This is a genomic window from Bradyrhizobium sp., from assembly GCF_036735945.1.
GTDB lineage: Bacteria > Pseudomonadota > Alphaproteobacteria > Rhizobiales > Xanthobacteraceae > Bradyrhizobium.
The window spans coordinates 1-20523 of record NZ_DAINNI010000087.1; the positions used below are offsets into that span (position 1 = coordinate 1).

The window sequence follows — 20523 nt, forward strand, 5'->3', positions numbered from 1 at the left end:
TCGACAGCGTCTGGGGCCGCGACATCTATATCGACGAGCGCACCGTCGACGTCCACATCGGCCGCCTGCGCAAGCTGCTCAACCCCGGCCGCGAGCAGGACCCGATCCGCACCGTGCGCGGCGCAGGTTACGCGCTCGATGATCGTTTCGTGAAGGCGGAGCCGTAGGCGTCCGCCCCTGTCTCAGCGCACTCCGCTGTCGTCCCGGCCTTGAGCCGGGACCCATAGCCACAAATCCTGGTTCTTTGAAATGCGCTGGAGCCCCAGTTCGGCATAACCACGCACAGCGGCGGCTATGGGTCCCTGCGTTCGCAGGGACGACGACGTTGAGATAACTCTGCGCGCCCTCAGCGCGTCTGCTTCGGCGCGTGCCTGCGCCGATCGGCGGCGGGCTGGTAGGCGACGCGCGAGTGGTGCGCGCAGTAGGGCAGGCCGGCAAGCGCCTTGCCGCCGCAGAAGAAGAACTCGGGGCTCGCGGGATCGCCGACCGGCCAGTGGCAGGTCGCCTCGTTCAGTTCGAGCAGCGACAGCCGCTGGCTCATCGGCACCACATTGTCGAAGGCAACCGGATCCGGTTCCATCTCCACTTCGAAGGCGTGCGCCAGCGCGGTGTTGCCGCGCGAGACCGGGCGCGACACCCGCATCATCGGCTGCGCGGCGGGACGCGCCTTGCGCTGCCGCGGCGCGGCCGAAGAGGGGCTCTTGGCACGGCCGGACAGGCCAAGCCGGTGCACTTTGCCGATCACGGCGTTCCGCGTCACATTGCCGAGTTCCGCGGCGATCTGGCTTGCCGACAAGCCGGCTTCCCAGAGCTTTTTCAGCTGCTCGACGCGATCGTCGGACCAGGTCAATACCGTCATCGTATGTTCCCCTCGCATCGCGCCGGCCAAATCCGGGGCAGCGCAAGCGATGTCATTCGTCTCAAAAATCCCTGCGGTCAGAATCCCTTAGCCCTCGCCGGGCGCGACCAGGGCGCCCGAACGTTTACGCTTTTACTAAAGGTTCTAAGGGGTCAGAACTGCCGCACGAGATGTCGTACCCGACAGCCCAAAAGCTACAATATGGCGTGACTCGGGCGCAAGAGTCCGCGCCGCAACGTCCACATGTTATGACATCTAGGAAGTGCACTGCGTGTTTTCCACCACACCGCATTCCTACGGATTCAGCATCTTGCACTGCGGGAAAGGCCGTTCCATGGCGTGTTGACAGCGCATTCTGCCCACATAGAATACCTCTCACGTGCCGCCCTTAAGAGGCGGCACGTTTCGTTTCGCAAGACCGGCTGCTGCCGTCGCGCCAACGCACGCGTTGCTCCGCGGCAGGTCTTGAATGCAGGTCTCCAACGCCAAGTGATTGCCATGACCAATAGCGCCACGTCGCATCTGCTCCCCGTCTTCGCCAGGGTCGATCTCGGCTTCGAAAGCGGCGAGGGCTGCTGGCTCACCTCGACCACCGGCGAGCGCTATCTCGACTTCACCTCGGGTGTCGCGGTGAACGCGCTGGGCCATTGCCATCCGCACCTGGTCCAGGCGCTGCAGCGGCAGGCAACGAAGCTCTGGCACATGTCGAACCTGTTCAAGTCGCCCGACGGCGAGCGGCTCGCCGCGCGGCTCTGCGAGCAGAGCTTTGCCGACCTCGTGTTCTTCTGCAATTCCGGCGCGGAAGCGATGGAAGGCGTGATCAAGGTGGTGCGCCGCTATCACGCCTCGAAGGGGCATCCGGAGCGCTATCGCATCATCACCTTCGAAGGCGCGTTTCACGGCCGCACGCTGGCAACCCTCGCCGCCACCGGCTCGGCCAAATATCTCGAAGGCTTTGGTCCGCCGATGGACGGTTTTGACCAGGTGCCGCATGGCGACCTCGAAGCTGTCAGGAAGGCGATCGGTCCGCAGACCGCCGGCATCCTGATCGAGCCGGTGCAGGGCGAGGGCGGCGTGCGCTCGGCGCCGCATTCCTTCTTCAAGGCGCTGCGCCAGCTCTGCGACGAGAAGGGCCTGCTGCTCGCGTTCGACGAGGTGCAGACCGGCATGGGCCGCACCGGCGATCTCTTTGCCTACAAGCGCGTCGGCGTGACGCCTGATGTGATGTCGCTGGCGAAGGCGCTCGGCGGCGGCTTCCCGATCGGCGCCGTGCTGGCAACCGCCGAGGCCGCCTCCGGCATGACGCCCGGCTCGCACGGCTCCACCTTCGGCGGCAATCCGCTCGCCATCGCCGCCGCCAACGCCGTGCTCGACGTGATGCTGAAGCCCGGCTTCTTCGATCACGTGCAGAAGATGTCGCTGTTGCTCAAGCAGAAGCTCGCCTCCGTGGTCGATCGCTATCCTTCCGTGCTGTCGGAAGTGCGCGGCGAGGGGCTCCTGGTCGGCGTCAAGGCGGTGGTGCCATCAGGCGATCTCGTCAACGCGCTGCGCGACCAGAAGCTGCTGACGGTCGGCGCCGGCGACAATGTCGTGCGCTTCCTGGCGCCGCTGATTGTCAACGAGTCCGAGATCGACCAGTCGGTCCAGATGCTGGAGCGCGCCTGCGCCGCGCTGTCGAGCACGCAGCCAAAGAAGGCGGCTGGATGATGAGCACGTCGGTCCGCCATTTCCTTGATATCAACGAGCTGCCGCAGAGCGAACTGCGCAACATGCTGGCGCTCAGCGCCGACATGAAGGCGAAGCTGAAGGCGCACGAGAAGAGCAGGAAGCCGCTCGAAGGCAAGACGCTGGCGATGATCTTCGAACGGCCCTCGACCCGCACGCGGGTCTCGTTCGACGTCGGCATGCGCCAGCTCGGCGGTGAATCCATCATGCTGACGGGCGCCGAGATGCAGCTCGGCCGCGGCGAGACCATCGCCGACACCGCCCGCGTGCTGTCGCGCTATGTCGATGCGATCATGATCCGCATCCTCAACCATGATGCGCTCCTGGAGCTTGCCGCGCACGCCACCGTGCCCGTGATCAACGGGCTGACGCGGCGCTCGCATCCCTGCCAGGTGATGGCCGACCTGATGACCTTCGAGGAGCATCGCGGGCCGATCGAGGGCAAGACCGTGGCCTGGACCGGCGACGACAACAATGTGCTGGCCTCCTGGGCGCACGCGGCCGAGCGCTTCAAGTTCAAGCTCAATGTCGCGACCCCGCCGGAGCTCGCGCCGAAAAAGGTGATGCGCGACTGGATCAAGGCGACGCAGGCGCCGATCGTGCTCGGCACCGATCCGGAAGCCGCGGTGCGCGGCGCCGATTGCGTCGTCACCGACACCTGGGTCTCGATGGGCGACAAGGAGGGCGAGCACCGCCACAACGTGCTCAAGCCCTATCAGGTCAATGCCAAGCTGATGTCGCTCGCCAGCAAGGACGCGATCTTCATGCACTGCCTGCCGGCGCATCGCGGCGAGGAGGTCACCGATGAAGTGATCGACGGCCCGCAATCGGTCGTGTTCGACGAGGCCGAAAACCGCCTGCACGCGCAAAAGGGCATCCTGGCCTGGTGTTTTAACGAAGTGGCGTAGGCGTCTTCGCGGTTTGCGTTCCCCGGACGCAGCGCAGCGCGCAAGCGGTGCGCTGCAGAGCCGGGGTCCATCTCGTGCATGCAAATCGTGCATGCAAAGCAATAGGTCCCGGCTCTGCGCCGCGTCACTCCGTGCCGCGCCGCGTCCGGGACATGATTTCGAGCGAAATGCGCCAGCAACGCCAGCCTTCTCAACCCCCTTTCGCTTTGCCCTCTCAGACCCCAGATAGAGGCCCATGGTTTCAGAATCCCCCGACATCAAAATCACGACCGACGCGCCGACCCGCGCGCCGTCGTCCGTTCCCGTCGATGACGCGGTGCTGCCGTTCGAGGTCGGCGCGCTCGATCTGCGCGGGCGGCTGACCCGGCTCGGTCCCGCGCTCGACGACATCCTGACCAAGCATGATTACCCGACGCCGGTCGGAAAGCTGCTCGGCGAAGCCATCGTGCTGGCGACGCTGCTCGGCTCGGCGCTGAAATTCGAAGGCCGCTTCATCCTGCAGACCCAGACCGACGGTCCGGTGTCGTTCCTGATCGTCGACTTCCAGTCGCCCGACCGGCTGCGCGCCTATGCGCGCTATGACGTGCGGCGGCTGAAGGACGGCCTGAGCTCCGGCCAGTTGCTCGGCAAGGGTCATCTGGCGATGACCGTCGACCAGGGCGGCGACATGAGCCGCTACCAGGGCCTCGTCGCGCTCGATGGCGGCAGCCTGGAAGACGCGGCGCATGAATATTTCCTGCGCTCCGAGCAGATCCCGACCCGCGTGCGGCTTGCGGTCGGCGAGGAGTGGCGCGGTGGCGACGGCGGCAAGCACCGCTGGCGCGCCGGCGGCATGCTGCTGCAATTCCTGCCGAAGGCGCCCGAGCGCGCGCGGCAGGCCGACCTGCATCCGGGCGATGCGCCCGAGGGCACGGAAACCCACGAGGTCGCCGAGGACGATGCCTGGGTCGAGGGCCAGTCGCTGATCGGCACCGTCGAGGATGTCGAGTTGATCGATCCCGATCTGTCGGGCGAGCGCCTGCTGTATCGCCTGTTTCACGAACGCGGCGTGCGCGTGTTCACGTCACTCCCCCTGCGCGCGCAGTGCTCCTGCTCGCGCCAGGCGGTCTCGGCCATGCTGAAGAGTTTTGCGCCAAAGGACCGCGCCGAGATGGTGAAGGACGACAAGGTCGTGGTGACCTGCGAGTTCTGCTCCTCGGTTTACCAGTTCACCCCGCACGAAGCGGGCGTGGAGGAGTAGCGACGCCGTCGATCGGCGTGAGGCCTGCCTTCGCGGGGAGCCCGTGCCCCTAATTCAGCACCCGCCCCTTATCCGGGCTGTCCAGCGAAAACGTCGGCACGTCGATCTCGAATTTTTCGCCGCTTTCGTTGACCATCTGGTAACGGCCGGTCATGAAGCCCGACGCGGTCGGCAGCGGGACGCCGCTGGTGTATTCGAACCGTTCGCCCGGGGCGAGCACGGGCTGTTCGCCGACCACGCCTTCGCCGCGGACATCCTGCCTGCGTCCGGTCGCGTCGGTGATGGTCCAGTGCCGGGTGCGCAACTGCACGGTTTCCGTCCCGGTGTTGGTGATGACGATGGTGTAGGACCAGAAATACTGGCCGCGATCGATCGCCGAGCGTTCGGGCATGAAGTTCGGTTCGACGGTAACCTCGATCTGGCGGGTGACGGCGCGGTACATGCGGGTAAGCTTTCGGAAATCCTGTCGCGCATCATAGCCGGGAAAGGCGGCGGAACCAATCGCCGGCCTTTCAGGTTTGTCGCCTGCCTCATCGCGCTTTCAACACAGTTCCAATCTAGAGCGCAACCGCGCGCTGCCCGGCCCCGTATCCTGTTGGCGTATCTTGTGTGCAAGTTGCGGGGCGATATTATCTTTTCCGGACAGTGCACGCGTCAAAGCTCAACCAACGGTGCCCGATGTCGTCCATTGCCGATCCAGTTGCCGGTTCGCCTCGCAGCGATGCCAACGCCGGCGATAGCAAGGCCGCGGCCGCGGCCGCGCCGGCGATCACGCTGCCGGCGGTCGGCGAGCGCGAATTGCGGCTTGACCTGTTTCGCGGCATGGCGCTGTGGCTGATCTTCGTCGACCATCTGCCGGCCAACGTCCTGACCTGGTTCACGATCCGCAATTACGGATTTTCCGACGCCACCGAGATATTCATCTTCATCTCCGGCTACACCGCCGCCTTCGTCTATGGCCGTGCGATGCAGGATGCCGGCTTCGTGGTGGCGACCGCGCGCATCCTGCGGCGCGTCTGGCAGATCTACGTCGCCCACGTCTTCCTGTTCACGATCTTCCTGGCCGAAATCTCCTATGTCGCGACCCGTTTCGAGAACCCGCTCTACAGCGAGGAAATGGGCATCATGGATTTCCTCAAGCAGCCCGACGTCACCATCGTGCAGGCGCTGCTGCTGCGCTTCCGGCCCGTCAACATGGACGTGCTGCCGCTCTACATCGTGCTGATGCTGTTCCTGCCCGTCATCCTGTGGCTCTTGCGATGGCGGGCCGATTTCGGGCTGGCGCTGTCGGTGCTGCTCTACGCGCTGACCTGGCAGTTCGAGTGGTACCTGACGGCCTATCCGGGCGGCTTCTGGATCTTCAACCCGTTCGCCTGGCAATTGCTGTTCGTGTTCGGCGCCTGGTGCGCGCTCGGCGGGGCGCAGCGCATGTCGCGCATCCTGTCCTCGCAGGTGACGCTGTGGATCTGCATCGCCTACCTCGTGTTCGCGTTCTTCGTCACGCTTACCTGGCACCTGCCGCAGCTCAGCTTCCTGCTGCCGAAGCGGCTCGAACAGTGGATGTATCCGATCAGCAAGACGGATCTCGACGTGCTGCGGTTTGCCCATTTCCTGGCGCTGGCCGCGCTCACCGTGCGCTTCCTGCCGAGGAATTGGTCGGGGCTCAAATCGCCCTGGCTGCGACCATTGATCCTCTGTGGCCAGCACTCCCTTGAGATATTCTGCCTCGGCGTTTTCCTGGCCTTTGCCGGGCATTTCGTGCTGGCCGAAGTCGGTGGGGGGGCCTTCACCCACGCCCTGGTCAGCCTGGTCGGAATCCTCATCATGTGGGGCGTGGCGTGGGTGATTTCGTGGTACAAGCATTCGGCCGACAAGGGAGCGTCGAAAACGAAAAAGCCGGTCCTCAATGCCGACATGGCGGGGGGAAGCGTATGAAGCCCGCCTCAACGGCTGTGCTGGCCCTGGTGCTGCTCGCGGGCCCTGCAGCCGCGGATGACGCGCGTGCCCAGGATACTTCAGCTCCTGCCGCGCAGACCTGCGAGGTGCCGGCCTACCTCCTGTCCACCGAAAGCACGCTCCCGAAGGTCGCCGAGGCCATCAGGAATGGAAGGCCGCTGACCATCCTGGTGGTGGGGAGCCGCTCCTCGACCATCGCCTCCTCCGAGAACAGCGCCTATCCGGCCAGGCTGCAGGCGGCGCTCAAGGAAAAGCTGCCCTCGCTCCAGGTCAACCTCTCCGTAGAACTACAGAACGGCAAGACCGCCGAGGATGTCGATGCCGGCCTCGTTAAGCTGGTGGAAGCAAAAAGGCCTACCTTGGTGATCTGGCAGACGGGAACCGTCGATGCCATGCGGGCCGTCGATCCCGACGATTTTCGCAGCGCCATCGATAGCGGGGTTGCTGCACTGCAAGAGGCGGGAACCGACGTCGTGCTGCTGAATCTGCAATACAGCCCGCGCACGGAGACGATGATTTCCGCGCCGCCGTACCTAGATAACATGAAGGTCGTGGCCCAGCAGCACTCGGTGCCGCTGTTCGACCGTTTTGCCATCATGCGTCACTGGAACGACGCCGGAGATTTCGATCTGTTCAGTACTTTTCACGGCACCGACATGGCCAAGCGGGTTCATGCCTGCCTCGGCCGCGCGCTGTCGAAATTCGTGCTCGACGCGGCCCGCCTGGACCCGGCTCAGCAAAATTAGGAACCAGCGTTAATGAGTTCTCACTACCCTTTTCGTTTGAAGACATTGCTGACCGCCTGTGCCGCCGCCCTCGCGCTGTTCGTGCCGGCCTCGCTGCAGGCGCAGACGGCCCCGCCGCCGGCCGGCCAGCACGCGGCGCTGTCTGATCCTGCCAAAAGCGCGAGCGCGTCTGAAAATAAGCCCGCGACCGAAGGCGCCTCGATCCAGGCCAATGTCAATCCCACAGCGCAGAAGGGCCTCACCGGCAAGGCGATCGACAAGGTGAAGGAAGTCGCCAAATCGGCCGGCGACATCTTCAGCCGCGTGCCGTGCCTGCCGTCGAAGGGCTCCAAGTCGATGGGCTCGCTGCCGCGCGTCGCGAGCAAGCTGGTCGCCGGGCAGCCGGTGGTGATCGTCGCGTTCGGATCGTCATCGACGCAGGGCTACGGCTCCACCGCGCCCGAATTCACCTATCCCAATCGACTCGCCGCGCAGCTCCGCCGGCAGTATCCGTCCGCCGACATCTCCGTCGTCAACGCCGGCAAGGGCGGCGAGGACGCGCCGGAAATGATGAAGCGGCTGCAGACCGCTGTCATCGACCTGCACCCGGATCTCGTGATCTGGCAGGTTGGCACCAACGCCGTGCTGCGCAACCTCGATCCGGACGCGACGGCAAGGCTCGTCGAGGAAGGCGTCGCGCGCATCCAGGCCGCGGGCTCCGACGTCGTGCTGATCGATCCGCAATATTCGCCGCGGGTCAACGAGCACGCCGAGAGCGCCGGCAGGATGACGAAGCTGTTGGGCCGGGTCGCGGAGTTGCGCAAGGTCGGCATCTTCCCGCGCTTTGCGGTCATGAAGGACTGGCACGAGAAGCAGGCGATCCCGATCGAGAATTTCGTGATCTCCGACGGCCTGCACATGAGCGACTGGGGCTATGCCTGCTTCGCCCAACTCCTCGGCGACGACATCATCAAGTCGGTCGGCCAGATCAAGCTCGGCGTCAACGTGCCCTCCGACGTCCGGACCTACCGGCCGATGTAGCCCTGTTTCACGCTCCCCTGGAAGGCAGGGCAATCGCATGTGAGATCCGAGGTGCAGCGACATCAGCACTGCGCTCCCTCTCCCGCTTGCGGGGGAGGGTTGGGGTGGGGGTGCTTCCGCATCGGGATTCTCTGTGTGGAGAGAGCCTCCACCCGCCACGCTCTTCGAGCGCGTCGGCCTCCCCCGCAAGCGGGAGAGGCGAAGCGAGCCAGCCGATGAGCTTCGTCAACACCATATGCGATTGCCCTGCCATGGAGGGAGGGTAAGCACCTCATGCCTGCTCGTGTCCTGCCCGGAAGCGCATGAAGCCCTCGCTGATGCCGAGTTCGGCGCGCGCTTCCGGCACGAGACGCTTTATCCTTATTTCCTGATGGCTCATCCGAAAATTTCAACCTAGAGTGTCGGCCGGGCGGCCCGCCTTGAGGAGCGGGCCTTGGTGCATCGCATCGATGGCGTGGTGAATTGCGGGGCGGATCTGGAAATTGAGCAGCTTTTACGAACGGCCGATCCTGAACTCGCCATATCGGGTGCCGGAACTGCACCATCCCTTCGATGACAACGGCCAGCCGCTCGAAGGCGAGCCGAAGCCCGGCCGTCGGCCGTCCCGCCTGCTCGTCCCGGTTCCGGCTTCAAGAAAGAAAGCCTCCACCGCTCAGCCGTCGTTCGAGCTGGAGACCTACACCGACCACGCCCTGATCAACGAGATTCGCGGCTACCTCGAAAGCTGGCGGTCCCTGCGCAATCCGGCCGACTGGGGCGTCACCGGCGCGACGCAGCGGCTGCTCGAACACTGGCGCCACCACAAGTTCAACGCTCAGCAACCGTTCTTCTGCCAGATCGAGGCCGTCGAAACCATCATCTGGCTGACCGAGGTCGCCCCGAAACGCGCGGCAACGAAGGGCGTGTTGGATCGGCTCGTCACCGCCAACGCGGAAGCCAACCCCGAGCTGTTTCGTCTCGCGATGAAGATGGCGACCGGCAGCGGCAAGACCACCGTGATGGCGATGCTGATCGCATGGCAGACGGTGAACGCGGCCCGCAAGGACTCGAAGGATTTCTCCCGCGCCTTCCTGATCGTCGCCCCCGGCATCACCATCCGCGACCGTCTGCGCGTGCTGCTGCCGAGCGAGCCGGACAATTACTACGAAACCCGCGAGATCGTGCCGCCGGAAATGCTCCCCGAGGTCCGCCGCGCCGAGATCGTGATCACCAACTACCATTCTTTCCAGCACCGCGAGACCCTGCCGTTGCCCAAGGTGGCGCGCAGCTTCCTGCAGGGCAACGCGCCCGAGCCGATCAGGACCACCGAAACCGACGCGGAGATGCTCGATCGCGCCTGCGGCAAGCTGCTGAACTATGACCGCGTCAACGTCATCAATGACGAAGCGCATCATTGCTACCGCCACAAGGTCGGCGGTGACACCGAGGGGCCGCTGACCGGAGAAGACAGGAAGGAGGCCGCCGAGAACGAGGAAGCCGCCCGGCTCTGGATCAACGGCATCGAGGCGCTCGGCCGCAAACTGTCGAAGGGCGTGCGCGCGGTCTATGACCTGTCGGCCACGCCGTTCTTCCTGCGCGGCTCCGGCTATGACGAGGGCACGCTGTTTCCCTGGGTGGTGTCCGATTTCAGCCTGATGGACGCGATCGAGAGCGGCATCGTCAAGCTGCCCCGCGTGCCCGTCACCGACAATCTCGTGCAGACCGATTCGGTGGTCTATCGCCACCTCTGGCAGCATGTCGGCAAGGATTTGCCGAAGACCGCGGCGGCCGCCGGCAAGCTCAGCCCCTTCGATCTTCCCAACATGCTGCGAACCGCGCTGAATGCGCTGTACAGCCATTACGAGGGCGAGTTCGAGCGCTGGCAGCGCGCCGGCATCGGCGTGCCGCCGGTGTTCATCGTGGTGTGCCAGAACACGGCGATCTCGAAGCTGGTGTTCGAATGGATTGCCGGCTTCGAGCGCGGCGATGCGGAGGACGAACGTGCCGCCTTCCACGCCGGGCACCTGGAGCTGTTCCGGAACTATGACGACCAGGGTGGCCGCCTGGCGCGCCCGCGGACGCTGCTGATCGACTCGCGCCAGATCGAATCAGGCGATGCGCTGGACAAGGGATTTCGTGACGCTGCCGGCCCGGAGATCGAGCAGTTCAGGCGCGAGCGTGCGGCCCGCGAAGGCGCCGGCAGCGCGCAGGACGACGCCAGCGAGAGTGAGCTGTTGCGCGAAGTGATGAACACGGTCGGCCGTGTCGGCCGGCTCGGCGAACAGATCCGGTGCGTCGTCTCGGTGTCGATGCTGACCGAGGGCTGGGACACCAACACCGTCACCCACATTCTCGGTATCAGGGCGTTCGGCACCCAGTTGTTGTGCGAACAGGTGGTCGGCCGCGGCCTGCGCCGCCAGTCCTACGATCTCAACCCGAAGACCGGATTGTTCGACGTCGAATATGCCGACATAATGGGTATCCCCTTCGACTTCGCGTCCTCGCCGCAGAAGACCACGCCGGTTGCGCCGAAGCCGGTGACGCGCGTCCACGCGATCAGGGAGCGGGCCGAACTCGAGATGCGCTTTCCCCGCGTCAGCGGCTATCGCCGCGACCTGCCGTCCGACAGGCTGGAAGCGGCCTTCACCGCCGACAGCCGGCTGGAGATCACGCCGGCCGACATCGGCCCCACATCGGTGGTGATGGAGGGCATCGTCGGCGCCGGCGTCACCATCACGCCGCAGGTGCTGGAGCGGCTGCGGCCCTCGGAGATCAGCTTCAATCTCGCCAAGCATCTGCTCTATGCGCGCTTCCGCGATGACGAAGGCTTTCCCAGGCAGCATCTGTTTCCGCAGATCCAGCGTCTCGCGCGCCGGTGGATCGACGAAGGATATCTGGTCACGAAGGGCGTGCCGATCGGCGCGATCCTGTACCAGGATCAGCTTGCCCGTGCGGCGGAAAAGATCGACATCGCGCTGACGCGCGGCAGCGAGGGACGGCTGCTCGCGGTGCTCGATCCCTACAACCCGAAAGGCTCGACGCGCTTCGTCAACTTCATCACCTCGAAGCCGGTCTGGAAGACCGGCGCGCAGCCGCCGAAGTGCCAGATCAGCCATGTCGTGCTTGACTCGAGTTGGGAAGAACAACTCGCCCTGACGCTTGAAAATCACCCGCGCGTGCTGGCCTACGCCAGGAACCAGGCGATGGGCTTCGACATCCCCTATCTCGACGCCGGCGTGATGCGGCGTTACGTTCCCGACTTCCTCGTCCGGCTCGATGTGGATGGCGACGAGCCGCTGAATCTCATCCTTGAAGTCAAGGGTGCCAGGGACGAAAGCGACAAGGCCAAGGCGCAGACGACCCGCGATCTCTGGGTGCCGGGCGTCAACGCGCTCGGCGGCTTTGGACGATGGGGATTTGAAGAATTCCGCGACTGGGCGGCGATGGACGAAGACTTCGCCGCATTGGTCGATCGATTGCTGAAGAAAGTTCCCGCCTGATGGCCCGTTCGCCGAAATCGTCAAAGTCGCCTAAATCTTCCAAACGTATCGACGCGCTGAAGCATGACGCGGCGAGCCGGCGCAACATTCCGACGGCGGAAATGGAGAGCTTCTTCCGGCGGGAGGAAGATGCCTCGCCGTTGCCGCCGAAGCACTATCCACGCTCGCGGCCGCTGGCGGAGGGCGCGACGCGCACTACTGAGGAGCCGCGCGCGCCCGAACTGATCTGGAACGGCGCGAAGATCACCATCACCGAAGACCAGATGAAGGAACTGGCCGAGACCGGCCGGCTTACGCTGTCGGACGCGCAACTGATCTGGCGCGGCAAGGACAAACAGGATTGGTCCGATCTCGTCGTCAACGTGCCGCCGCTCTACATCCAGGAAAAGATCCATCCCAAGGCTGTTATCGACGATTTGAAGCGCCGCACCGCCGAGAAGCGCGAGGCGGAGACGGCCGCGCCCGATCTGTTCGCCGATTTCAACGGCATCGAGCCGGACCAGCGCGCGGAGTTTTATCAGCACGACCAGCACTGGTCGAACCGCATGATCCTCGGCGATAGCTTGCAGGTGATGGCGAGCCTAGCCGAGCGCGAGAGCCTGCGCGGCAAGGTGCAGTGCATCTATTTCGATCCGCCTTATGGGATCAAGTTCAATTCTAACTGGCAGGTATCGACGCAGTCGCGCGACGTCAAGGACGGCAAACAGGTCGATATTTCACGCGAGCCGGAACAGGTGAAGGCGTTTCGCGACACCTGGAAGGATGGCATCCACAGCTATCTCACCTATCTGCGCGACCGCTTGACGGTCATGCGCGATCTGCTGACGGAGAGCGGGTCGATCTTCGTGCAGATCGGCGACGAAAACGTGCATCGCGTGCGGGCGGTCATGGATGAAGTGTTTGGGGCAGAGAAGTGTATCGTTGAGATTCTACAAAAGAAGAAAGGTGCCCAAAAGGGAAATTTTGTTGATCCGGTGAATGATTACATTCTCTGGTATTCAAAAAATTCCCGTTCTTCAGGCATGTTGAAATTTCGTCCGCTATTTGAACAGAGGGAAATTGACTCGGAGACGCTCGATGAATTTTCTAGAATGGAACTTCCGTCGGGAGCGATTTTTAATCTCAAAGGGTACATTGATCGCGACGGCAATGTTTTGGATTTTAGACAGTATCCGGGACGTCTAAAGGCTGAATTTCCTGAAGGTCGACTGCTGAGGCCATGGCCGATCACAAACGGAGGCCATCGCGAAAATCAGATGGCTCCAGTCTTCTTGAATGGTGCACCGTTCTCTCCACCCCGAGGGCGGTGCTGGAGTCACACGTCAAGACCTCAAGAGCAGGGGCTATCGGGCATGGAGCGTGTTGCTGCTGGCGGCCGATTGATGGCGTCTTCGACAAGTCTCGACTTCAAGAGATACTTGGATGACTTCCCTTACAAAACAATCTCAAATTGGTGGGATGGCCTCGGAGGGGCAGCCAACCCAATTTACGTGGTTCAAACTAATGAGCGGGTCATAGAGCGTCTGATTTTGATGACCACCGATCCCGGTGATCTCGTGCTCGATCCAACTTGCGGATCTGGCACGACTGCATACGTCGCCGAGCAATGGGGGCGGCGATGGATCACCATCGACACCAGCCGTGTCTCACTGGCCCTTGCGCGTACGCGGCTCATGTCGGCACGCTATCCCTGGTATTTCTTAGCCGACAGCCGCGAGGGGCGCGCCAAGGAGGCCGATCTCCAGAAGCGTACGTTGCCGGACACGCCGGTCCATCACGACGTCCGCCAAGGCTTCGTCTATCGGCGGGCCGCCTACATAACGTCCGGGGTATTCGCGAACAATCCTGACATCGACGACATTTGGGAGAAATGGCAGGCCGTCTTGGAGCCGCTACGCACGACGCTCAATAAGGCGACCAAAAACAATTGGGAAGAGTGGCAGGTCCCCCGCGAAATGCCCGTCGGTGCGCCGGCCTCGGCAAAGGAACCGCACGCCAAATGGTGCGAGGCGTGGATCGCCCGCCAGCGTGAGATCGACGCCAGCATCGCCGCGCGTGCTGATGTCGAGTATCTCTATGATAAGCCCTACACCGACAATGCCCGCGTCCGCGTCGCAGGTCCCTTCACGGTGGAGAGCCTCTCGCCGCATCGCGTCCTGCCCGCCAGCGAGGAGGAACTGATCGACCTCCTCGACGCCGCCGAGGGCAGACGCTTCGCCGCCGACGCGGACCTTGCTGGGCAGGATTTTGCAACCATCGTAATCGACTATCTCAAATCCGAGGGTGTCAAGCAGCAGGACAAGGGCGACCGCATCAGCTTCGAGACCCTGACGCCATGGCCCGGCAACTTCATTGGCGCCAGCGGCACCTTCATCGAGGGAGAGAACGGCCCTGAACGCCGCGCCGCAATCCTGATTGGCCCCGAATACGGAACGGTCGGCCGGCAGGACATCGTCGCGGCCGCGCGCGAGGCGGTGGATGCGCGCTTCGACGTGCTGATCGCCTGCGCCTTCAACTTCGACGCCCATTCCTCCGAACTCGGCAGTCTCGGCAGCCTCAAGATCCTCAAGGCACGCATCAATCCTGATATGCACATGTCCGAGGAACTGAAGAACACCGGGCGCGGCAACATGTTCGTCGTCTTCGGCGAGCCTGATGTGCAAATCCTCGATGATGGCGGTCCCGAGATCAAGGTGAAGGTGAACGGCGTCGACGTGTTCGATCCCAACACCGGCGATATCCGCTCCAGCGACACCAGGGGCATCGCCGCCTGGTTCATCGACACCGACTACAACGAGGAAAGCTTCTTCGTCCGCCACGCCTATTTCCTCGGCGCCAACGATCCCTACAAGAGCCTGAAGACCGCGCTGCAGGCCGAAATCGACGAGGATGCGTGGTCGACGCTCTATTCCGACACCTCACGCCCGTTCCCACGGCCGGTCAGCGGCCGCATTGCGGTGAAGGTGATCAATCACTTCGGCGACGAAGTGATGAAGGTGTTTTCAATCGGGGGCCTGTAAATGGCGCGCCTTCAAAAAAGTGAACTGCTAGCCCGAGCTGAAGAAGCAATTCGTAGTAGCAGATTGAATGTACTTTATCTAAACCCCGGCAGGCATCCGGCACTGTATAGAGTATATGACGGCCGTCGCAGCTTCTTAGTCCAGGTCTACATCTGGAATATTACTCACGGCGGTAGGAACCGATCGGTTGATGAGTATCGCATCCAAGCTACTGGAGTGTTGCAATTCAATTCCAAGCCTAACGCTCGCAATTTGGTGCTTGGCTGGTGGGATGATGTTGGTGTATTCGCGGGTTGGGATATTCGTCAGCATCGTGGCCCGTTGGGTACATCCCCATCATTGCAGATAAGCGAAACTGCGCTGCGTAAAGCGGTTCTTGGTGGTTTTGCTCCTTACGTTAAAGACAACAACGAAACTGCTATTGCTTTCAAGCCTGAATTTATTGGCACATACATCCGTTTTCTGCAGGCTCTTCATGATAGCGGATCGGTGCCTGCTGAAGCGGCGATCCTCAAACGGCTAAGTGAAAGTCCGGACAGAATAAATGAGCGGAATATCGACGAAGAGGTTGCTGAAGAACGCAAGCGCGCACTCGTATCCACTTGGAGAGCAATCCGAGCGATCGATTTTAGAGAACGGGTTCTAACGGCGTATTCTTGCCGTTGCGCCATGTGTGGTATCCAACTCAGGTTGGTTGATGGTGCGCATATCTTGCCGGTATCGGAGCCTACAAGTAGTGATCGGACCGCCAACGGCATCGCCTTATGCGCGCTTCATCACCGAGCTTACGACTGCGGACTTGTCACGTTCGATTCGACACTAAAAATCCACGTTAATGATCTGACAATTAGAATGCTGCGGGCAGACGACGAGGTCGCCGGATTGAAGGAATTTCGAAAGGCGTTGCGTCCCATCATTTGCGCTCCACAGGACAAGCGAGATCGGCCCGCAGTAAGGTTTGTCAAAAAGGCGAATGCTCTACGTGGATGGAAGCTATAGGAACATGTCGGGCTGAGACCCAGTAGCGTATGTGAGACGATCGATACTGGTGTAGTTCCTGGGTAGGACGCAAATTGAATTTCCTCATCGCCGACACCTTCACCGCATCGTTCAACCGGCTCTCCGGCGTCGACCAGAAGGCGGTGAAGGCGAGCGTCTTCGATCTGCAGATGGATCGCACCGGCAACGGTCTCCAGTTGCATCGGATCGACAAGAGCAAGGACCCCAATTTCTGGTCGGCGCGGGTCAACCGCGACGTCCGCCTGATCGTGCACAAGACGGACCAGAGCCTTCTCGTTGCCTATGTCGACCATCACGACGCCGCCTATGCCTGGGCGGAACGGCGCCGCATCGAGGCGCATCCGCGGACCGGCGCGATCCAGATTGTCGAAATTCGCGAGCGCGTCGAGGATGTCGCTCCGCCGGCGACGTTCGATTTTGTCTTTCCTGCTCCTGCCTCGGCCGGGAAGGACGAAGCAACTCCGTCCGCATTGTTTGCCTCGCTGGACGACGATGCGCTGCTCTCGATCGGGGTGCCGGCCGATTGGCTGGCCGACGTCCGCGCGGCCAATGAAGATCGATTTTTTTCGCTGGCGGCTCATCTCCCCGCCGAGGCCGCCGAATCGCTGCTGGAGTTTGCCGCCACGGGCAGGCTGGCGGTTCCGGCTCCGGCGCCGGTGGCTGCCGATCCCTTCAAGCATCCTGACGCGTTGCGCCGGATTCGCCTGATCGCCGATCAGGAGGAGCTGGAGCAGGCGCTGGCCTTTCCCTGGGAGAAATGGGGCGTCTTCCTTCACCCGTCGCAGCGGGCGCTGGTCGAGCGCAGCTTCTCGGGGCCGGCCCGCGTGGCAGGATCGGCCGGGACCGGCAAGACGATCGTCGCGATTCATCGCGCGGTGCGGTTCGCTCGCGAGAGTCCAACCGCAAAGATCCTGCTGGCGAGTTTTTCGCAGCCGCTGGCCGACGCCATGGCGAAGAAGACGCTGGTGCTGGCGCCCGAGACCGGCGGCATCGTGCGCCGGATCACGACCGCGTCGTTCCGCGGGATCGCCGAGCAGATGTATCAGCTCGAGCACGGCGTGCGCCCGCGCATTGCTTCCGAGGCGGCCTTGCGCGAACGGCTGCGCGACGCGGCCGCTGCAACCGGGCTCAAGGGGTTTTCGGAGCGCTTCCTGCTGTCCGAGTGGAGCAACGTCATCGACGCGTGGGGATTGTCGTCGCCGGATGCCTATTTCCGCCGTCGAGCGGATGGGCCGCAAGAGCCGGCTTGGCCCCAATCAGCGCGCACGCCTGTGGCCGGTCTTCGCGGCGGTGCGTGAGGCGCTGGCGGCGGAACGGTATACGACCTGGGCCAGCGTTTTCACCGGCCTGGCGGACGCGCTCGCGGGTCGCGCGGCAAGGCCGTTCGATCATGTGATCATCGACGAGGCGCAGGACCTTGCGCCGGCCGAGCTGCGGTTTTTCGCGGCGCTGGCGCCGGCCGGACCGGACGGCCTTTTCCTGTCCGGCGACATCGGACAGCGCATTTTCCAGCACCCCTATTCGTGGGCGAGCCTCGGCGTCGACGTGCGCGGCCGTTCGCACACGCTCAAGGTCTGCTATCGCACTTCCCAGCAGATTCGCCGCGCGGCGGACCGGCTGCTGCCGACGGTGCTGCGCGACAGCGACGGGCTCGACGACGAACGTCGCGGGATCGTGTCGGTGTTCGACGGACCGCAACCCGAGGTCAAATCCGTCCCGACCATCGCAGCCGAGGCGGACGTCGTCCGGAGCGCCGTCGCCGCTTGGCTCGGCGAAGGGATCTCAGCCAATGAAATCGGGCTGTTTGTCCGGACGCCCCAGCTTGTGGCCCGCGCCCGCGCCGCGATCGACGGGCTGGCGGACGCCGCCAGCATGGTGACGGCGCCGATGAGCCTGGCCAAGGGCCTGGAATTTCGGGCCGTCGTCGTCATGGCCTGCGACGAGGGCATCCTGCCGCTCGACGAACGGGTAGCGGACGCGGCGGACGAAGCGGAGCTCGACGACATCTACGAAACCGAGCGGCGGCTGCTCTACGTCGCCTGCACGCGCGCCCGTGAGCACCTGCTGCTCACGGGCATTTCTCCGGTATCTGAATACCTCGCAGACCTTCAAACGATGGCTGGATGAGGCCCCATGCTACTTTGCATGGGGTTGTTTTCCATATTTTGTGCCAACCGCCTTCGCGGGCACCTCACGCCTTATCCAGCGCCTGAACAAAATCCTCGATCAGATCATCGGCGTGCTCCAGCCCGGCCGAGAAGCGGATGAAGCCTTCGCTGATGCCGAGCTCGGCGCGCGCTTCCGGCGCGAGACGCTGATGCGTCGTCGTCGCCGGATGCGTCACGAGGCTCTTGGCGTCGCCGAGATTGTTGGAGATGCGCGAGATCTGCAGCGCGTTGAGGCAGCGGAACGCCGCCTGCTTGCCGCCCTTGACCTCGAACCCGATCAGCGTCGAGCCTGCGCGCATCTGCTTCTTCACCAGCTCCGCCTGCGGATGATCCGCGCGGCCGGGATAGATCAGCCGCGAGACCTTCGGGTGCGAGGCGAGCACGTCCGCGATCTTCGCCGCCGTCTCGGTCTGCGCGCGCACGCGCACGCCGAGCGTCTCCAGCCCCTTGAGCAGGGCCCAGGCGTTGAACGGCGACAGCGAGGGCCCGGTCTGCCGCATGAAGTTGTGGATGTGCTCGGTGATGAAAGCTTCCGACGACAGGATGACGCCGCCGAGGCAGCGGCCCTGGCCGTCGATATGCTTGGTCGCGGAGTAGACCACGACGTCGGCGCCGAGCGAAAGCGGGCTCTGCCAGATCGGCGTGGCGAACACGTTGTCGACGATCAGCCGCGCGCCGCCACTATGCGCGATCTCGGCGATCGCCGGGATGTCGAGCACGTCGAGCGTCGGATTGGTCGGGCTTTCCAGGAAGAACGATCTGGTGTTCGGCCGCAAGGCGCGCTGCCACTGGCCGAGATCGGCGCCGTCGACCAGCGTGGTCTCGATGCCGTAGCGCGGCAGCAGGTCCTGCACGACGTAGAGGCAGGAGCCGAACAGGGCTTTCGACGCCACCACATGGTCGCCGGCCCGCAGCGGCGCGAGGATCGCGGTCGTCACCGCGGCCATGCCGGTCGCGGTCGAGCGCGCGGCTTCCGCGCCCTCGAGCTCGATCATGCGGCGCTCGAACATCGCGATCGTCGGATTGGAATAGCGCGAATAGATGAAGCCGGGGTCCTGGCCCTTGAAGCGCGCCTCGCACTGCTCGGCAGTGTCGTAGACGTAGCCCTGGGTGAGAAACAGCGCTTCCGACGTCTCGCCGAATTGCGAGCGCAGGGTGCCGCCATGGACCAGGCGGGTTTCGGGGCGATAGCGCGATTGAGAAGATTTGGACTCAGACATGTGACCTCCGATGCGACCACTGGAAAATGGTCACAAAAAACCGGCCTGGAAGAATTTCCACAGGCCGGGATCACACGTGTCCCCGGCCTGTTTAGCGACTTATTTAACGTGGCTGCAAGCCGGCCGGCTCAAATCACCACGGGATAAGTCATGCTGATATTCGCTTGCGCCCTTTCAGTCAAGGCGGTCATCGGATAACCGGTAAAAGCCTGTATTTATGAGGTCTGGATGCTATTTTGGCATCCGGATGGGCCACCTCAGAGGATCCCGACGTGCCGTTCACGCTGCCGCCCGACGCCAACGGGATTCTGCCCGACCGCATGATCGCGGCGATGGCGGATGCGGGCCTGATCCTTCCCGAATATCCCTTCGTCGAAAGCCAGATCCAGCCGGCGAGCCTCGATCTGCGGCTCGGCGACATCGCCTACCGCGTGCGCGCCAGCTTCCTGCCCGGGCCCGACGCCACCGTCGCCGAGCGTATCGATGAACTGAAGCTGCACGAGATCGACCTCTCCGATGGCGCGGTGCTGGAGACCAACTGCGTCTACATCGTGCCGCTGCTGGAGAGCCTCGCGCTGCCGCCGGAGATCATAGCTGCCGCCAACCCGAAAAGCTCGACCGGCCGGCTCGACGTCTTCACGCGCGTGATCGCCGACGGCACCCGCCGTTTTGACATGATCGGCGCCGGCTATCACGGCCCGCTCTACGCCGAGATCAGCCCGAAGACATTCCCCGTGCTGCTGCGCGAGGGCTCCAGGCTCTCCCAGGTGCGCTTCCGCACCGGCGACGCCATCCTCGACGCCGATGAGCTCGATGCGCTGCATGACGCCGAGCGGCTGGTCGACGTCGACGACGCCGATCTCGCCAATGGCGTCGCGCTGTCGGTCGACCTGTCCGGGCAGAGCAGCGGCGGCTTTGTCGGCTACCGCGCCAAGCGCCATACCGGCGTGGTCGACGTCGACCGCCGCGGCGGCTACGCGGTCGGCGAATTCTGGGAGCCGATCCCGGCGCGGCCTGACGGCAGCCTGATCCTCGATCCCGGCGAGTTCTACATCCTGGCCTCCAAGGAAGCCGTGCAGGTGCCGCCGGACTATGCCGCCGAGATGGTGCCGTTCGATCCGCTGGTCGGCGAATTCCGCGTCCACTATGCCGGATTCTTCGA

The 20523-nt window shown here is 63.6% G+C and carries 16 protein-coding genes and 1 riboswitch; of the genes, 13 read left to right on the plus strand and 3 right to left on the minus strand.

Features of this window, described 5'->3' with window-relative positions:
- Nucleotides 1-167 (plus strand): winged helix-turn-helix domain-containing protein (locus V7E26_RS21990; RefSeq protein WP_324420186.1); only part of this gene is annotated, 167 nt, incomplete at its 5' end.
- A 179-nt stretch (nucleotides 168-346) separates the two neighbouring features.
- On the opposite strand, the gene V7E26_RS21995 is transcribed toward V7E26_RS21990, so the two are convergent.
- Nucleotides 347-859, minus strand: coding sequence for a GcrA family cell cycle regulator (locus tag V7E26_RS21995; protein ID WP_324420156.1), 513 nt, complete (start codon nucleotides 857-859; stop codon nucleotides 347-349).
- A 498-nt stretch (nucleotides 860-1357) separates the two neighbouring features.
- Here V7E26_RS21995 and V7E26_RS22000 point away from each other — a divergent pair, with 498 nt between their 5' ends.
- From V7E26_RS22000 to V7E26_RS22010, 3 genes are all read left to right on the plus strand, one after another.
- Nucleotides 1358-2566 carry an aspartate aminotransferase family protein gene (locus tag V7E26_RS22000; protein WP_324420158.1) on the plus strand — a complete coding sequence of 403 codons (1209 nt, stop codon included), beginning with the start codon at nucleotides 1358-1360 and terminating at the stop codon, nucleotides 2564-2566.
- Nucleotides 2566-3492, plus strand: a complete 927-nt coding sequence (argF, locus tag V7E26_RS22005; RefSeq protein WP_324420160.1) for an ornithine carbamoyltransferase — start codon at nucleotides 2566-2568, stop codon at nucleotides 3490-3492. Before V7E26_RS22000 ends, argF begins: the two co-directional genes overlap by 1 nt.
- Before the next feature lie 235 nt (nucleotides 3493-3727).
- Nucleotides 3728-4732, plus strand: a complete 1005-nt coding sequence (locus tag V7E26_RS22010; protein WP_324420162.1) for an Hsp33 family molecular chaperone — start codon at nucleotides 3728-3730, stop codon at nucleotides 4730-4732.
- A 49-nt stretch (nucleotides 4733-4781) separates the two neighbouring features.
- On the opposite strand, the gene apaG is transcribed toward V7E26_RS22010, so the two are convergent.
- The gene (gene apaG / locus V7E26_RS22015) at nucleotides 4782-5174 is read right to left on the minus strand and encodes a Co2+/Mg2+ efflux protein ApaG (RefSeq protein ID WP_324420164.1); all 393 of its coding nucleotides are present in this window, start codon (nucleotides 5172-5174) and stop codon (nucleotides 4782-4784) included.
- A 236-nt stretch (nucleotides 5175-5410) separates the two neighbouring features.
- Between apaG and V7E26_RS22020 the strand changes: the two genes are divergently transcribed.
- The 8 genes from V7E26_RS22020 to V7E26_RS22055 all read left to right on the plus strand — a co-directional run bounded on the left by V7E26_RS22020 (nucleotide 5411) and on the right by V7E26_RS22055 (nucleotide 18100).
- Nucleotides 5411-6667 (plus strand): OpgC domain-containing protein, encoded by a 1257-nt coding sequence (locus tag V7E26_RS22020; protein ID WP_324420166.1) that lies wholly within the window; start codon nucleotides 5411-5413, stop codon nucleotides 6665-6667.
- Nucleotides 6664-7434 carry an SGNH/GDSL hydrolase family protein gene (locus tag V7E26_RS22025; RefSeq protein WP_324420168.1) on the plus strand — a complete coding sequence of 257 codons (771 nt, stop codon included), beginning with the start codon at nucleotides 6664-6666 and terminating at the stop codon, nucleotides 7432-7434. Before V7E26_RS22020 ends, V7E26_RS22025 begins: the two co-directional genes overlap by 4 nt.
- A 12-nt stretch (nucleotides 7435-7446) precedes the next feature.
- A complete protein-coding gene (locus V7E26_RS22030) occupies nucleotides 7447-8454 on the plus strand; it encodes an SGNH/GDSL hydrolase family protein (RefSeq protein WP_324420170.1) in 1008 nt (335 codons plus the stop codon).
- 482 nt (nucleotides 8455-8936) lie between these two features.
- Nucleotides 8937-11933, plus strand: a complete 2997-nt coding sequence (locus V7E26_RS22035; RefSeq protein WP_324420172.1) for a BPTD_3080 family restriction endonuclease — start codon at nucleotides 8937-8939, stop codon at nucleotides 11931-11933.
- On the plus strand, nucleotides 11933-14953 hold the full coding sequence (locus V7E26_RS22040) for a site-specific DNA-methyltransferase (protein WP_324420174.1): 3021 nt from the start codon (nucleotides 11933-11935) through the stop codon (nucleotides 14951-14953). Before V7E26_RS22035 ends, V7E26_RS22040 begins: the two co-directional genes overlap by 1 nt.
- Nucleotides 14954-15952: an HNH endonuclease gene (locus tag V7E26_RS22045; protein WP_324420176.1), complete on the plus strand. Its 999-nt coding sequence runs from the start codon at nucleotides 14954-14956 to the stop codon at nucleotides 15950-15952.
- Nucleotides 15953-16026: 74 nt separating this feature from the next.
- Nucleotides 16027-17271, plus strand: a complete 1245-nt coding sequence (locus V7E26_RS22050) for a UvrD-helicase domain-containing protein (RefSeq protein ID WP_324420178.1) — start codon at nucleotides 16027-16029, stop codon at nucleotides 17269-17271.
- The gene (locus V7E26_RS22055; RefSeq protein ID WP_324420180.1) at nucleotides 17177-18100 is read left to right on the plus strand and encodes a 3'-5' exonuclease; all 924 of its coding nucleotides are present in this window, start codon (nucleotides 17177-17179) and stop codon (nucleotides 18098-18100) included. Before V7E26_RS22050 ends, V7E26_RS22055 begins: the two co-directional genes overlap by 95 nt.
- 64 nt (nucleotides 18101-18164) lie before the next feature.
- On the opposite strand, the gene V7E26_RS22060 is transcribed toward V7E26_RS22055, so the two are convergent.
- Nucleotides 18165-19361 (minus strand): O-succinylhomoserine sulfhydrylase, encoded by a 1197-nt coding sequence (locus tag V7E26_RS22060; RefSeq protein ID WP_324420182.1) that lies wholly within the window; start codon nucleotides 19359-19361, stop codon nucleotides 18165-18167.
- Between the two features lie 70 nt (nucleotides 19362-19431).
- Nucleotides 19432-19511: riboswitch (SAM riboswitch) on the minus strand.
- A 122-nt stretch (nucleotides 19512-19633) separates the two neighbouring features.
- Here V7E26_RS22060 and V7E26_RS22065 point away from each other — a divergent pair.
- The coding region (locus V7E26_RS22065) for a 2'-deoxycytidine 5'-triphosphate deaminase (protein WP_324420184.1) at nucleotides 19634-20523 on the plus strand (890 nt) is incomplete at its 3' end.